This window comes from Escherichia sp. MOD1-EC6021 (assembly GCF_002965245.1).
GTDB lineage: Bacteria > Pseudomonadota > Gammaproteobacteria > Enterobacterales > Enterobacteriaceae > Escherichia > Escherichia coli_F.
The window spans coordinates 177,143-191,813 of sequence record NZ_PTRU01000004.1 but is presented as its reverse complement, the minus strand read 5'-3'; the positions used below and the strand labels follow the sequence as shown (position 1 = coordinate 191,813).

Annotated in this window: 14 protein-coding genes; 9 read left to right on the top strand and 5 right to left on the bottom strand. The window is 49.5% G+C overall.

Going from position 1 to position 14,671, the window contains the following annotated elements; genetic code table 11:
- Positions 1-8 precede the first annotated feature (8 nt).
- Both smrA and BEB54_RS07160 read right to left on the bottom strand, forming a co-directional pair.
- On the bottom strand, positions 9-572 hold the full coding sequence (gene smrA / locus BEB54_RS07170) for a DNA endonuclease SmrA (RefSeq protein ID WP_001046832.1): 564 nt from the start codon (positions 570-572) through the stop codon (positions 9-11).
- A 328-nt stretch (positions 573-900) separates the two neighbouring features.
- Positions 901-1,809: a LysR family transcriptional regulator gene (locus tag BEB54_RS07160; RefSeq protein ID WP_105277409.1), complete on the bottom strand. Its 909-nt coding sequence runs from the start codon at positions 1,807-1,809 to the stop codon at positions 901-903.
- 175 nt (positions 1,810-1,984) lie between these two features.
- Between BEB54_RS07160 and abgA the strand changes: the two genes are divergently transcribed.
- From abgA to uspE, 6 genes are all read left to right on the top strand, one after another.
- Complete coding sequence (abgA, locus tag BEB54_RS07155; protein WP_105277408.1) at positions 1,985-3,295, top strand: p-aminobenzoyl-glutamate hydrolase subunit AbgA; 1,311 nt, start codon at positions 1,985-1,987, stop codon at positions 3,293-3,295.
- Positions 3,295-4,740, top strand: coding sequence for a p-aminobenzoyl-glutamate hydrolase subunit AbgB (gene abgB, locus BEB54_RS07150; RefSeq protein WP_105277407.1), 1,446 nt, complete (start codon positions 3,295-3,297; stop codon positions 4,738-4,740). Before abgA ends, abgB begins: the two co-directional genes overlap by 1 nt.
- Positions 4,741-4,776: 36 nt before the next feature.
- Entirely contained in the window at positions 4,777-6,303 is a 1,527-nt protein-coding gene (abgT, locus tag BEB54_RS07140; RefSeq protein WP_000062976.1) for a p-aminobenzoyl-glutamate transporter, read from the top strand.
- Between the two features lie 10 nt (positions 6,304-6,313).
- The gene (gene ogt / locus BEB54_RS07135; protein WP_039020832.1) at positions 6,314-6,829 is read left to right on the top strand and encodes a methylated-DNA--[protein]-cysteine S-methyltransferase; all 516 of its coding nucleotides are present in this window, start codon (positions 6,314-6,316) and stop codon (positions 6,827-6,829) included.
- 194 nt (positions 6,830-7,023) lie between these two features.
- Positions 7,024-7,776 (top strand): fumarate/nitrate reduction transcriptional regulator Fnr, encoded by a 753-nt coding sequence (fnr, locus tag BEB54_RS07130; RefSeq protein WP_000611911.1) that lies wholly within the window; start codon positions 7,024-7,026, stop codon positions 7,774-7,776.
- A gap of 151 nt (positions 7,777-7,927) precedes the next feature.
- Positions 7,928-8,878: a universal stress protein UspE gene (uspE, locus tag BEB54_RS07125; RefSeq protein ID WP_001262123.1), complete on the top strand. Its 951-nt coding sequence runs from the start codon at positions 7,928-7,930 to the stop codon at positions 8,876-8,878.
- Between the two features lie 49 nt (positions 8,879-8,927).
- Here uspE and BEB54_RS07120 read toward each other — a convergent pair whose 3' ends face one another.
- Positions 8,928-9,185 carry a DUF2534 family protein gene (locus BEB54_RS07120; protein ID WP_000605090.1) on the bottom strand — a complete coding sequence of 86 codons (258 nt, stop codon included), beginning with the start codon at positions 9,183-9,185 and terminating at the stop codon, positions 8,928-8,930.
- Positions 9,186-9,428: 243 nt separating this feature from the next.
- Between BEB54_RS07120 and ynaI the strand changes: the two genes are divergently transcribed.
- A complete protein-coding gene (gene ynaI, locus BEB54_RS07115; RefSeq protein WP_000559907.1) occupies positions 9,429-10,460 on the top strand; it encodes a low conductance mechanosensitive channel YnaI in 1,032 nt (343 codons plus the stop codon).
- A gap of 45 nt (positions 10,461-10,505) precedes the next feature.
- Here the strand turns inward: ynaI and mppA are convergent, their stop codons facing one another.
- Positions 10,506-12,119, bottom strand: a complete 1,614-nt coding sequence (mppA, locus tag BEB54_RS07110) for a murein tripeptide ABC transporter substrate-binding protein MppA (protein ID WP_105282157.1) — start codon at positions 12,117-12,119, stop codon at positions 10,506-10,508.
- Between the two features lie 182 nt (positions 12,120-12,301).
- On the opposite strand from mppA, the gene mpaA reads away from it, so the two are divergent.
- Positions 12,302-13,030, top strand: a complete 729-nt coding sequence (gene mpaA / locus BEB54_RS07105; protein ID WP_105277405.1) for a murein tripeptide amidase MpaA — start codon at positions 12,302-12,304, stop codon at positions 13,028-13,030.
- Here mpaA and ycjG read toward each other — a convergent pair.
- Entirely contained in the window at positions 13,005-13,970 is a 966-nt protein-coding gene (gene ycjG / locus BEB54_RS07100) for an L-Ala-D/L-Glu epimerase (RefSeq protein ID WP_105277404.1), read from the bottom strand. The two genes, mpaA and ycjG, sit on opposite strands and share 26 nt — an antisense overlap.
- 118 nt (positions 13,971-14,088) lie before the next feature.
- On the opposite strand from ycjG, the gene tpx reads away from it, so the two are divergent.
- A complete protein-coding gene (tpx, locus tag BEB54_RS07095; RefSeq protein WP_032184040.1) occupies positions 14,089-14,592 on the top strand; it encodes a thiol peroxidase in 504 nt (167 codons plus the stop codon).
- Positions 14,593-14,671 lie beyond the last annotated feature (79 nt).

The following is a 14,671-nucleotide window of genomic DNA, read 5'->3' as shown; positions in this document are numbered from 1 at the left end:
TCTCGAGATCAACGACTGCGCTTAGCGTGGCGCTCCCAGTTTTCTTGCTTTGCCTGCGCCGTTTTACGTAGTGCGACGTAACACGCCCCGCTGCCGCCATGATGCGGTAGCGCGGTACAATATGCCTGGACATCATCAAATTCGGTCAACCAGCGCGCCACATAGCTGCGGACAATATTGGCATGCGATTTATCTTCCCGCCCTTTACCATGAATAATCAGCACATTACGCAAACCATCCGCCAGGGCTTGTTGAATGAAACTGAACACCATTTTGCGGCACTCTTCCACCGGCTGGCGCAAAAGATTCAGGCTCGCCTGTTGCGGATATTTACCACTGCGCAGCTTATCCAGCACCCCATGTTGCAACCCTTCCCGCCGAAACTCCAGCGGCTGGCTTAGCGGGATGATGTCGAGAAATCCGGTGGTGAGGAAATTATCAAGTTGCAGCGTGTCGATACGCTGCGGCGCACGTTGGTTACGCGTTGGATGCCAGTGGACATCTGTAGCACGTTTCAGCGGCTGGACATCTTCCATGGCGTCAAGAAACAGCGATTTGTCGTCAAGGTTCATGTTACATCCTCCCGCAATTAAGAGCGCGATATGATAACCAGACCGGGTCGGTCCAACAACGTATTACCCAAAATTCCAGTAATAAGTTCCAAATATTGCCGATATTTCAAGCAAAATGCTTATGCATGATTATTCATTCACGATATTAATAATGTAACTTATATTTTCGTGAAATCTGTCACTGAAGAAAATTGGCAACTAAAGGTTAAAACCGTTATAACACAGTCACCGGCGCAGAGGAGACCATGCCGGATTTAAGACGCGGATGCACTGCTGTGTGTACTGTAGAGTCTGGCGGATGTCGACAGACTCTATTTTTTATGCACTTTTAACTTTGCAGATAGCCGCATTCTCGCCGAAATTGCGTGATTAATGACGCGGTCAGTGGTGTCTGGCGACTATCACGCCGCTGAATCAAATAATAGGCCGCTTTCGGTAAAATTTCGCTAACCGGCAACATCACCAGCCCCTGTCGGTGCAAGGGATCGCAGCCCATTTCTTCAGGTAGTATGCTGAGAAAATCGCTTTTTGCCACCAGACTGATACAGGCTGAAAACGTCTCGCAGACTACGCCGACCTGTGGCGTTTGCGCCTGATCGTCAAGCAATTCACTCAACTGTTTGTAGTAGCTGCCGTGTGGCGTCGGCATTGTCCAGCTGTAGTCCAGTAACTGTTTGATCGAACGGGCACCAATGGCGGGATGTCCCGGGCGGCAAAAGATCGCGAATTGCTTTTCCAGTAATTTCTCAAAAGTAAATTCGTGGTCGTAGGGTCCCTGATAATAGGTATTGATGGTGAAATCCAGTTCTCCCTGGCGCAATTCATTAATCATCGACACCAGTTGCCCTTCCATAATGCGTACTTTTACCTGCGGATGCTGCTGATGAAAACGAGATATGACAGCTGGCATCAGACTGCGGGAAATACTGGCCCCCATGCCGATATTAATTTGCCCTGCCAGTTGCCCTTGTCGTTGGCGAATATCCTCTTGCGCTGCGCGCAGCTCTTCAAGAATAAGACTGGCGTGCTGATAAAAACTTTCGCCGGCATCAGTTAACGTCACGCCTTTACTGCGGCGAAAAAAGAGTTGCGCCGCTAACCCTTCTTCCAGCTCCTGAATAGATTTACTCAGTGCCGGTTGCGACATATTCAACATGCGGCTCGCTCCGCGAATGCTGCCCTGACGAGCCACTTCAACAAAAGCCCGAATTTGATGAATTTTTACCTGAAAAGCCATGACGCCACCGATAACCGTTATTTATCAGACCAAAGAAACTGGCATCTACTTTAATGCAGATGATTGTGTCAGGGTAATTTATGAACGGTTAAAACTGTGAAAAATCAGTTAGTGATAAGTAAAAACTATCACTACGTGAACCGGGTCACATTTTTTACTGATGACGGGAAAGGTTATGGAGTCTTTGAATCAATTTATTAATTCGCTTGCCCCAAGATTATCGCACTGGCGACGTGATTTTCATCACTATGCAGAGTCTGGCTGGGTGGAATTCCGCACTGCCACCCTTGTTGCGGAAGAATTGCACCAGCTCGGTTATTCACTGGCGCTGGGCCGCGAAGTCGTTAATGAAAGTAGCCGGATGGGATTACCTGATGAATTCACTCTACAACGCGAATTCGAGCGCGCTCGTCAACAGGGGGCGCTAGAACAATGGATTGCGGCTTTTGAAGGCGGTTTCACTGGCATCGTCGCTACCCTGGATACCGGTCGCCCCGGTCCGGTGATGGCTTTCCGTGTCGATATGGACGCGCTGGATCTCAGTGAAGAACGGGATGTCAGCCATCGCCCCTACCGCGACGGTTTTGCGTCATGTAACGCCGGAATGATGCATGCCTGTGGTCATGATGGACATACCGCTATTGGGCTTGGGCTGGCGCACACCCTTAAACAGTTCGAGTCCGGACTTCACGGCGTCATCAAACTGATTTTTCAGCCTGCAGAGGAAGGTACGCGTGGCGCGCGGGCGATGGTCGATGCAGGTGTAGTGGATGATGTTGATTATTTTACTGCCGTGCACATTGGCACTGGCGTACCTGCGGGCACCGTGGTGTGCGGCAGTGATAATTTTATGGCAACAACCAAATTTGACGCGCACTTCACTGGTACCGCCGCTCACGCAGGCGCAAAACCACAAGACGGTCACAATGCCTTACTGGCGGCAGCACAAGCAACTCTTGCGCTGCATGGAATCGCCCCGCACAGCGAAGGGGCTTCCAGAGTAAACGTGGGCGTTATGCAGGCAGGAAGCGGTCGTAATGTGGTTCCTGCCTCGGCGTTGCTGAAAGTTGAAACTCGAGGGGTCAGCGATGTCATTAATCAATATGTTTTTGACCGTGCACAACAAGCGATTCAGGGCGCAGCAGCCATGTATGGTGTCGGCGTTGAAACTCGGCTGATGGGTGCAGCTACCGCCAGTTCTCCTTCGCCGCAATGGGTCGCATGGTTACAAAGCCAGGCGGCTCAGGTCGCGGGGGTCAATCAGGCCATTGAACGTGTTGAGGCGCCTGCGGGTTCCGAAGATGCCACATTAATGATGGCCCGCGTGCAGCGACATCAAGGGCAAGCCTCCTATATGGTGTTTGGCACACAGCTGGCGGCAGGTCATCACAACGAAAAATTCGATTTTGACGAGCAGGTTCTCGCTATTGCCGTCGAAACGCTGGCGCGCACCGCGCTTAATTTTCCCTGGACGCGAGGTATCTGATGCAGGAAATCTATCGTTTTATCGACGATGCGATTGAAGCCGATCGCCAACGTTATACCGATATTGCTGATCAAATCTGGGATCATCCAGAAACACGTTTTGAAGAGTTCTGGTCAGCGGAACATCTGGCTTCGGCGCTGGAATCTGCAGGCTTCACCGTGACTCGCAACGTAGGCAATATCCCAAATGCCTTTATTGCTTCGTTTGGTCAAGACAAACCGGTTATCGCCTTGCTGGGGGAATATGATGCCCTGGCAGGTTTAAGTCAGCAAGCAGGTTGCGCGCAGCCTACATCCACGACGCCCGGTGAAAATGGTCACGGTTGCGGACACAATTTGCTGGGAACCGCCGCTTTTGCCGCAGCAATAGCCGTCAAGAAATGGCTGGAACAATATGGGCAAGGCGGCACGGTGCGCTTTTATGGTTGTCCTGGCGAAGAAGGCGGCTCGGGAAAAACGTTCATGGTCCGCGAGGGGTTATTTGATGATGTGGATGCGGCACTCACCTGGCACCCGGAAGCCTTTGCCGGTATGTTCAATACCCGCACGCTGGCAAATATTCAAGCATCATGGCGCTTTAAAGGGATCGCAGCACATGCTGCAAATTCCCCTCATTTGGGACGCAGCGCCCTTGATGCCGTAACGTTGATGACCACTGACACCAACTTCCTCAACGAACATATTATTGAAAAAGCGCGCGTACACTATGCCATCACAGATAGCGGCGGGATCTCGCCCAACGTGGTCCAGGCGCAGGCAGAAGTGCTTTATCTTATCCGCGCCCCCGAAATGACCGATGTGCAGCATATTTATGATCGGGTCGCCAAAATCGCCGAAGGTGCGGCATTGATGACCGAAACCACGGTTGAATGCCGCTTTGACAAAGCCTGTTCCAGTTATCTCCCGAATCGCACCTTAGAAAATGCCATGTACCAGGCCCTATCCCATTTTGGTACTCCGGAATGGAACTGCGAAGAACTGGCTTTTGCGAAACAAATTCAGGCTACGCTCACCCCCAACGATCGGCAAAACAGTCTGAATAATATCGCCGCAACCGGTGGAGAAAACGGCAAGGCTTTTGCACTACGTCATCGTGAAACGGTACTGGCGAATGAAGTCGCTCCATATGCCGCCACCGATAACGTGCTTGCGGCATCAACTGATGTCGGCGACGTCAGTTGGAAACTGCCTGTTGCCCAGTGTTTCAGCCCCTGTTTCGCCGTCGGTACACCGCTACATACGTGGCAACTGGTTAGCCAGGGGCGAACGTCTATTGCTCATAAAGGAATGCTGCTGGCGGCGAAAACTATGGCAGCAACCACACTCAATCTCTTCACTGTTTCAGGGCTATTGCAAGAATGCCAACAAGAGCATCAGCAAGTTACGGACACGCAACCGTATCACTGCCCTATTCCGAAAAACGTGACACCGTCACCTTTAAAATAACAACAACAACGCAAACACAACAATCGAGGAATGCCCATGAGTATGTCATCCATACCGTCGTCCTCCCAATCCGGGAAGCTCTATGGCTGGGTCGAAAGAATTGGTAACAAGGTTCCCCATCCTTTTTTGCTCTTTATCTATTTGATTATCGTACTCATGGTGACGACGGCAATTTTGTCGGCCTTTGGCGTCAGTGCGAAAAACCCGACCGATGGTACGCCAGTGGTCGTGAAAAACCTGCTCAGTGTGGAAGGATTACACTGGTTTTTACCCAATGTTATTAAAAACTTTAGCGGTTTTGCTCCACTTGGCGCGATCCTGGCGCTGGTTTTAGGTGCCGGTCTGGCGGAGCGCGTCGGCTTACTGCCAGCGTTGATGGTTAAAATGGCATCGCATGTGAATGCTCGCTACGCCAGTTATATGGTGCTGTTTATTGCTTTTTTCAGCCACATTTCTTCCGATGCGGCGTTAGTGATCATGCCACCGATGGGTGCGCTGATTTTTCTGGCGGTGGGCAGGCATCCAGTTGCAGGCTTACTGGCCGCCATTGCAGGCGTAGGTTGCGGCTTTACGGCTAATTTACTGATTGTCACAACCGACGTGTTGCTGTCGGGGATCAGCACGGAGGCTGCGGCTGCGTTCAATCCGCAAATGCACGTCAGTGTAATTGATAACTGGTATTTTATGGCCAGCTCCGTAGTCGTACTGACGGTTGTTGGCGGCCTGATAACCGACAAAATCATTGAGCCACGGTTAGGTCAATGGCAGGGAAACAGCGATGAGAAACTGCAGACATTGACCGAAAGTCAGCGTTTTGGTTTACGCATAGCAGGTGTCGTATCGCTACTTTTTATTGCTGCGATTGCGCTGATGGTGATCCCGGTAAACGGTATATTGCGCGATCCGATTAATCACACCGTGATGCCATCCCCCTTTATTAAAGGTATCGTGCCACTGATCATTCTCTTTTTCTTTGTGGTTTCGCTGGCTTATGGCATCGCTACCCGCACAATTCGACGTCAGGCGGATTTACCGCATTTAATGATTGAACCGATGAAAGAGATGGCGGGATTTATCGTGATGGTTTTTCCCCTCGCCCAGTTTGTCGCCATGTTTAACTGGAGCAACATGGGGAAATTCATCGCTGTGGGGCTGACCGATATACTCGAAAGTTCAGGGCTTAGCGGCATCCCGGCGTTTGTCGGTCTGGCGTTGCTTTCCTCTTTCTTATGCATGTTTATCGCCAGCGGTTCCGCAATCTGGTCGATTCTGGCCCCCATTTTCGTACCGATGTTTATGCTACTTGGCTTTCACCCGGCATTTGCGCAAATCCTCTTTCGTATTGCCGACTCATCCGTATTGCCTTTAGCGCCGGTATCTCCTTTTGTTCCACTGTTTCTTGGATTCCTGCAACGCTACAAACCAGACGCGAAACTGGGTACTTACTATTCGTTAGTTTTGCCCTATCCACTTATCTTTTTGGTGGTATGGCTGCTGATGTTGCTGGCGTGGTATCTTGTCGGTCTGCCGATAGGTCCGGGGATTTACCCTCGTTTGTCTTAAGAGAGAACGGATGCTGAGATTACTTGAAGAAAAAATTGCCACGCCACTAGGTCCACTGTGGGTGATTTGCGATGAGCAATTTCACTTGCGGGCGGTTGAATGGGAAGAGTACAGCGAACGCATGGTGCAGCTGCTGGACATCCATTACCGCAAAGAAGGCTATGAACGCATTTCTGCCACCAACCCAGGTGGTTTAAGCGACAAGCTTCGTGAATATTTTGCCGGTAATCTTAGCATTATTGATACGCTTCCCACTGCCACGGGGGGGACGCCATTTCAGCGCGAAGTCTGGAAAACATTACGCACAATCCCCTGCGGGCAGGTAATGCATTACGGCCAACTGGCTGAACAATTGGGCCGCCCCGGCGCGGCGCGTGCCGTAGGTGCGGCAAATGGATCGAATCCCATCAGCATTGTTGTGCCTTGTCATCGGGTCATTGGCAGAAACGGTACCATGACCGGATATGCAGGCGGAGTTCAGCGAAAAGAGTGGTTATTACGCCACGAAGGTTATCTTTTGCTGTAAACATTAAACAATTTGTGCCAGCTTGTTCACACTTTTATGTAAAGTTACCCTTAACAACTTAAGGGTTTTCAAATAGATAGACATATATTTACATCTAATATCGGAATTCTCTGCTGTTAAGGTTTGCTTAGACTTACTTGCTCCCTAAAAAGATGTTAAAATTGACAAATATCAATTACGGCTTGAGCAGACCTATGATCCCGGAAAAGCGAATTATACGGCGCATTCAGTCTGGCGGTTGTGCTATCCATTGCCAGGATTGCAGCATCAGCCAGCTTTGCATCCCGTTCACACTCAACGAACATGAGCTTGATCAGCTTGATAATATCATTGAGCGAAAGAAGCCTATTCAGAAAGGCCAGACGCTGTTTAAGGCTGGTGATGAACTTAAATCGCTTTATGCCATCCGCTCCGGTACGATTAAAAGTTATACCATTACTGAGCAAGGCGACGAGCAAATCACTGGTTTCCATTTAGCTGGTGACCTGGTGGGATTTGATGCCATCGGCAGCGGTCATCACCCGAGCTTCGCGCAGGCGCTGGAAACCTCGATGGTATGTGAAATTCCGTTCGAAACGCTGGACGATTTGTCTGGTAAAATGCCGAATCTGCGTCAGCAGATGATGCGTCTGATGAGCGGTGAAATCAAAGGCGATCAGGACATGATCCTGCTGTTGTCGAAGAAAAATGCCGAGGAGCGTCTGGCTGCATTCATCTACAACCTGTCCCGTCGTTTTGCCCAACGCGGCTTCTCCCCTCGTGAATTCCGCCTGACGATGACTCGTGGCGATATCGGTAACTATCTGGGCCTGACGGTAGAAACCATCAGCCGTCTGCTGGGTCGCTTCCAGAAAAGCGGCATGCTTGCAGTCAAAGGTAAATACATCACCATCGAAAATAACGATGCGCTGGCCCAGCTTGCTGGTCACACGCGTAACGTTGCCTGATTTTTCCGCATCACTCACTATCCTTCTGTCATATCATTAAATTTTTCTGATTTATTGATCTGGCAGAAGGTTCATCACTGTTTCATTCACCAGATATGGGTTAATCTTTTAATTACAAACTGCGTTGACAGTTGTTGTAAGGAGACCCTGTATGGCTATGTATCAGAACATGCTCGTTGTTATCGATCCTAACCAGGACGACCAACCAGCATTGCGGCGAGCTGTTTATTTACATCAACGGATTGGTGGCAAAATTAAAGCCTTTTTGCCGATCTATGACTTCTCATACGAAATGACCACCCTGCTCTCCCCGGACGAACGTACCGCTATGCGTCAGGGCGTCATTAGTCAGCGTACTGCCTGGATCCACGAGCAGGCAAAATATTATCTCAATGCTGGCGTTCCCATTGAAATTAAAGTGGTCTGGCATAACCGTCCTTTCGAAGCCATCATTCAGGAAGTGATCAGCGGCGGGCACGATTTGGTGCTAAAAATGGCGCACCAACATGACCGTCTGGAAGCGGTGATTTTTACGCCAACGGACTGGCATCTGTTACGCAAATGCCCAAGCCCCGTGTGGATGGTGAAAGACCAGCCGTGGCCGGAAGGGGGTAAGGCGCTGGTGGCGGTGAATCTCGCCAGTGAAGAGCCGTACCATAATGCGCTCAATGAAAAACTGGTTAAAGAGACGATCGAACTGGCGGAACAAGTCAACCATACCGAAGTTCATCTGGTTGGCGCTTATCCGGTAACGCCAATTAATATCGCGATTGAACTGCCGGAATTTGACCCGAGCGTTTATAACGATGCCATTCGTGGGCAACATTTGCTGGCAATGAAAGCCCTACGGCAGAAATTCGGCATTAATGAAAACATGACGCACGTAGAAAAAGGTCTACCAGAAGAGGTGATTCCTGATTTGGCGGAGCACTTACAGGCGGGGATTGTGGTTCTGGGTACGGTCGGACGCACCGGTATTTCAGCAGCATTCCTCGGCAACACGGCGGAACAGGTGATTGATCATCTTCGCTGCGACCTGCTGGTCATTAAACCTGACCAGTATCAAACACCCGTTGAACTGGATGACGAAGAAGACGATTAACGACTCTTCAATAACTGACAAGGCCCGAGTTATCGGGCCTATTTTTTACTTACTGCTCTTCGCCGCCAAGGAAATAAATTCCCAACGGGATTGCCAGCAACACAGTAAAGACCAGGCTATAAACAAAAATCATCGATGACTGAATCACATACATTGATGTCGTCCACTCAGACAGCGGAATATTGTACTGTTCTATAACGCCGCCGATGGTCGCGCGAGTCACAACCGACGCCGCAATAATGAAAACCGCCAACAAACCAAAGAGAAATTTCTTCCCTTTCGCTGACTTCAGTTTCGCCATAATCATGATGTAATCCTTGTGCAGACAAATTTCTTGTTACCTAAACGTAACAATACCATGACATTTCACCGTTGTCTGCTCTGAAAACCTCACCTCTTAGCTGGATTTACAATCAACGCATTGATTAGTTAGCTAATGTTGCTACTTCCTTCCCTGACTATTGATGATCTGAATGAATTGTCGCGGTAAAATAGCCCCGCCAGGGGTTTCCGGCATGACGACAATTATCTGGAGGAGCCTGATAAAACAATGATCGCTGAACTGTTTACAAATAATGCGCTTAATCTGGTCATTATTTTCGGTAGCTGCGCAGCATTGATTCTGATGAGCTTTTGGTTTCGCCGCGGAAATCGTAAAAGAAAAGGATTTTTATTCCATGCGGTGCAATTTTTAATCTACACCATAATTATCAGTGCTGTTGGTAGCATCATTAATTATGTTATAGAAAACTACAAACTCCAATTTATCACTCCAGGCGTTATCGATTTTATCTGTACGTCCCTGATTGCGGTTATTCTGACGATTAAGTTATTTCTGCTGATTAATCAGTTTGAAAAACAGCAGATTAAAAAAGGTCGTGATATCACCAGTGCGCGGATTATGTCGCGTATCATCAAAATCACCATTATTGTGGTACTTGTTTTGCTTTATGGCGAACATTTCGGCATGAGCCTTTCTGGCTTGCTGACCTTTGGTGGTATTGGTGGTCTGGCTGTTGGTATGGCCGGTAAAGATATTCTGAGTAACTTCTTTTCCGGGATTATGCTCTATTTCGACCGTCCTTTCAGTATTGGCGACTGGATCCGTTCACCGGACAGAAATATCGAAGGTACAGTAGCGGAAATTGGCTGGCGAATTACCAAAATTACGACCTTTGATAATCGTCCGTTATACGTCCCGAACTCGCTGTTTTCGTCTATCAGCGTAGAAAACCCGGGGCGAATGACCAACCGACGTATTACCACGACAATCGGTTTACGTTATGAGGATGCGGCAAAAGTGGGAGCCATTGTCGAAGCCGTACGTGAGATGCTTAAAAATCACCCAGCCATCGACCAGCGACAAACCTTACTGGTTTATTTCAACCAGTTTGCTGACTCGTCATTGAATATTATGGTTTATTGCTTTACCAAAACCACAGTATGGGCTGAATGGCTTGCCGCCCAGCAGGATGTTTATTTGAAGATTATCGATATTGTACAGTCACACGGCGCGGATTTCGCGTTCCCAAGCCAGACGCTGTATATGGATAACATTACACCACCAGACCAGGGTCGTTAATTCAGACATCACTGGCGTTACCCACAAGGGTAACGCCAGTTCACATCAATGTTTCACAATATACATAGTCCGGCTATACGCCACATCTTCCGGGTTATTAATGGGATAACCTTTCAGCCACGGCTTGATTAATCGTCCATTGGTATATTGATAAATTGGTGCAATCGGTGCTTGCTCCATGAGGATTTTTTCTGCCGCGTTGTAATCGGCATTACGCGCTTTAACGGTATTTTCCGTCGATGCATGGGCCAAAACTTTGTCGTAGGCCGGGTTGTTAAAGCGTGAAATGTTGCCTGAATGCGTTGACGTTAATAATGTCAGGAAGGTGGAGGGTTCATTATAATCCCCCACCCACGAGGCGCGGATAACATCAAAATTACCTGTATTACGACTATCGATATAGGTTTTCCACTCCTGATTTTGCAGTTTGACATCTACACCAAGGTTCTTTTTCCACATCGATGCCACAGCAATCGCAATTTTTTGATGGTTTTCTGAAGTATTATACAAAAGCGTCAGCTTCAGCGGTTTTTGCGGACCATAACCGGCTGCGCTCAACAAAGTTTTTGCCTGCGCATTCAGTTCTTCCTGACTCATTTGTTCAAACGGCGAAGGCTCCGGCGTGAATCCGGCAGTAACATCTGGCGTAAAATGCCACGCTGGTTTTTCGCCCGTCCCCAACACTTTTTCGGTCATCAGGCGGCGATCTATCGTCATACTTAATGCCAGACGAACGCGCTGATCTGCCGTCGGCCCTTTTTGCGTGTTAAACGCATAATAATAGGTCCCGAGCTGCGGCGGTGTATAAACCTGCCCCGGAATATCCTTCAACAGCTTCTGATACATATTTTTTGGGAAGGATTCGGTGATATCAATATCCCCCGCAAGATAACGCTTAGTGGCTGCGGATTCCTGATTAATTGGCAGGAAGGTCACTTTTTGCAACACCGTTTTGGCGTTATCCCAATAATGAGTATTTGGCACCACGACCAGTTTTTCATTGACTACACGCTCTTTAAGAACATAAGCGCCATTGCCGACCAGATTTCCGGGTTTCGTCCACTCTTTCCCGCTTTCTACGTTAGCTTTTTGCACCGGGAAGAAGGCAAAATTGGCTGTTAAATTCACAAACCATGGCAACGGTTTATCAAGCTGGATTTTCAAAGTACGGGCATCAACCGCGGTGACGCCTAGCTGATCAGGCATAGCTTTACCATCAATAATCGCCTGTGCGTTGTTGATTCCCGCCAGCGCGGCAAACCAGGCAAACGGCGACAACGTTTTTGGGTCAACCAGACGTTGCCAGCTGTAGACAAAATCCTGTGCCGTTACCGGTGTGCCATCCGCCCATTTTGCGTTATCGCGCAGGGTGAAAGTCCAGATACGGTTGTCATTACTTTTCCACTGAGTCGCAACGCCGGGGACAATCTCCCCTTTCTCGTTCTGATTCACCAGTCCTTCAAAAAGATCGCGAATGACCTGAATCTCTGGCAGACCCACGGCTTTAGCGGGATCCAGCGACGCAGGCTCATCTTTAATATGGCGCACCAGCTCCTGCTTCTCTGCCAGTACTGTGCCGCTCGGAACTTCTGCAGCATACGAAAGAGAAATGCTGCTGACCAACAGCGCACAACACGTGACTGAAACAGAGTGCTTCATAAGTTACCCTCAAACCTGCGTTAATAATCATGCGTAATTATTTGTTTCGCCTTAAAGAAATGCAAACAACTTCCGGCAAAAAAGTGATACAAGATCGATAACATAGCGTTGAAGAAAAGGATTTGATAATCCGCAAAATTTGCACAACACTGCCTGTAATACTTCCTGAACCAGAGACGATCATGACCGTAACTCGCCCACGCGCCGAACGCGGCGCATTTCCGCCCGGTACAGAACATTACGGACGTTCATTATTGGGCGCGCCTTTGATCTGGTTTCCGGCCCTAGCCGCCAGTCACGAAAGTGGTTTGATTCTGGCTGGCACCCACGGTGATGAAAACTCTTCGGTCGTGACCCTCTCCTGTGCTCTGCGGACATTGACACCTTCTTTGCGCCGCCATCATGTGGTGCTGTGTGTGAATCCTGACGGCTGCCAGTTAGGGTTACGGGCCAATGCTAATGGCGTGGATTTAAATAGAAACTTTCCGGCAGCAAACTGGAAGGAAGGTGAAACGGTTTATCGCTGGAACAGCGCCGCTGAAGAACGTGATGTCGTTTTACTGACAGGTGACAAACCTGGCTCCGAACCTGAAACTCAGGCGCTGTGCCAGCTTATACATCGCATTCAACCTGCCTGGGTGGTCTCATTCCACGATCCACTGGCCTGTATTGAAGACCCCAGACACAGCGAATTAGGTGAATGGCTGGCCCAGGCGTTTGAATTGCCACTGGTCACCAGCGTCGGTTATGAAACTCCTGGCTCTTTCGGCAGTTGGTGTGCAGATCTGAACTTGCATTGCATCACCGCAGAGTTTCCGCCCATCTCCTCCGACGAAGCCAGCGAAAAATACCTCTTTGCGATGGCTAACTTGCTGCGCTGGCATCCTAAAGATGCAATGCGCCCGTCGTGAATTGAAGCGCCGGTTCCACATCTACCGCCAGCCAGGTCGGTCCGTCAAGATCAGCAAAACTGACCTGCGGCACCAGCGGTAAAGCGGCGTTAATAGCACGAGAGGTACACAACATGCAGCCCAGCATCAGACTGAAACCTTGTGCACGCGCTTCGGTCGCCAGCGCCAGTGCCTCCGTCAGGCCACCCGTTTTATCGAGCTTAATGTTAACCATCTCATAGCGCCCTTGCAGCGCCTTCAGATTGCTACGGGTATGACAACTTTCATCAGCACAAATCGGTAACGGATGAATAAAATTCTCCAGTGCCGCATCGTCCTGCGCAGGAAGCGGTTGTTCAAGCATCGCAACGCCTAAATCCGCGAGCAGTTGGCAACGCGCTGCCAACCCTTCTGCACGCCAGGATTCATTTGCATCAACGATTAGCGTCGCATCGGGTACAGCCGTGCGAATTGCTACCATCCGCTCACTGATAAGATGGTTATCCAGCTTCACTTTCAGTAATTTCGCGCCTGCCTGCCAGAGTGTTGATGCACTATTGGCCATCTGATCAGGCGTACCGATGACTACCGTCTGGGCAGTGGTGACTGTCTCGGGAAGCGTTATGCCGATCAAATCAGCCAGCGATTGCTGCTGTTTTCGCGCCGCCAGATCCCACAATGCACAATCCAGCGCATTACGTGCTGCGCCAGCAGGGAGAATTTTTTGCAACTCCTCCCGTGTCAGCCCTTTCTCTAATTGCGGCACGACGCTCATAATTTGCGCCATTACCGAGGCATCACTTTCTCCATAACGCGGATACGGCGTGCATTCACCGGTGCCTTTAATACCTTCTTCTTCCAGTTCAACCACCACCACGCGCGCTTCACTACGACTTCCCCGAGCAATCACAAACGGGGTATGTAAGGGCCAGGCTTCCTCAAATACCTTAACGGTTCTCATCTTTACTCCTTGTTGTCGCGGTGGTCTGCGGATTAAGCGCAAATAGCGTTTGCTGTGTTATTGACAGTTAGCATAAACTAGGTGTGACGTTAACTATATGTAAACAGGAAAGATAATCATGTCACAAACCGTTCATTTCCAGGGCAACCCGGTTACAGTCGCCAATTCCATCCCGCTGGCGGGTAGCAAAGCGCAGACTTTTACTCTCGTGGCAAAAGATCTGTCTGACGTCACCCTCGGTCAGTTTGCGGGTAAACGCAAAGTGCTGAACATTTTCCCGAGTATTGATACCGGTGTTTGCGCCGCATCAGTACGTAAGTTTAACCAACTGGCAACCGAGATCGACAACACCGTTGTGCTGTGTATTTCTGCCGATCTGCCGTTCGCCCAGTCTCGTTTCTGCGGCGCAGAAGGTCTGAACAACGTTATCACCCTCTCCACTTTCCGTAACGCTGAATTCCTGCAAGCCTACGGTGTGGCAATTGCTGATGGCCCACTGAAAGGTCTGGCAGCGCGTGCCGTTGTGGTTATTGATGAAAATGATAATGTGATTTTCAGCCAGCTGGTGGATGAAATCACCACCGAGCCGGATTACGAAGCAGCTCTGGCTGTACTGCGCTAAACAACTGTGCCGTTCACTGAATCACCACCGGTGAACGGCAGTTTTTGATCTACCAGTCCCACTATTTTCCAGAGTTCCT

Bases quoted from the DNA above. Each gene is read 5' to 3' on its own strand.
- smrA (WP_001046832.1), bottom strand. From the start codon at position 572: ATGAACCTTGACGACAAATCGCTGTTTCTTGACGCCATGGAAGATGTC.
- BEB54_RS07160 (WP_105277409.1), bottom strand. From the start codon at position 1,809: ATGGCTTTTCAGGTAAAAATTCATCAAATTCGGGCTTTTGTTGAAGTG.
- abgA (WP_105277408.1), top strand. From the start codon at position 1,985: ATGGAGTCTTTGAATCAATTTATTAATTCGCTTGCCCCAAGATTATCG.
- abgB (WP_105277407.1), top strand. From the start codon at position 3,295: ATGCAGGAAATCTATCGTTTTATCGACGATGCGATTGAAGCCGATCGC.
- abgT (WP_000062976.1), top strand. From the start codon at position 4,777: ATGAGTATGTCATCCATACCGTCGTCCTCCCAATCCGGGAAGCTCTAT.
- ogt (WP_039020832.1), top strand. From the start codon at position 6,314: ATGCTGAGATTACTTGAAGAAAAAATTGCCACGCCACTAGGTCCACTG.
- fnr (WP_000611911.1), top strand. From the start codon at position 7,024: ATGATCCCGGAAAAGCGAATTATACGGCGCATTCAGTCTGGCGGTTGT.
- uspE (WP_001262123.1), top strand. From the start codon at position 7,928: ATGGCTATGTATCAGAACATGCTCGTTGTTATCGATCCTAACCAGGAC.
- BEB54_RS07120 (WP_000605090.1), bottom strand. From the start codon at position 9,185: ATGATTATGGCGAAACTGAAGTCAGCGAAAGGGAAGAAATTTCTCTTT.
- ynaI (WP_000559907.1), top strand. From the start codon at position 9,429: ATGATCGCTGAACTGTTTACAAATAATGCGCTTAATCTGGTCATTATT.
- mppA (WP_105282157.1), bottom strand. From the start codon at position 12,119: ATGAAGCACTCTGTTTCAGTCACGTGTTGTGCGCTGTTGGTCAGCAGC.
- mpaA (WP_105277405.1), top strand. From the start codon at position 12,302: ATGACCGTAACTCGCCCACGCGCCGAACGCGGCGCATTTCCGCCCGGT.
- ycjG (WP_105277404.1), bottom strand. From the start codon at position 13,970: ATGAGAACCGTTAAGGTATTTGAGGAAGCCTGGCCCTTACATACCCCG.
- tpx (WP_032184040.1), top strand. From the start codon at position 14,089: ATGTCACAAACCGTTCATTTCCAGGGCAACCCGGTTACAGTCGCCAAT.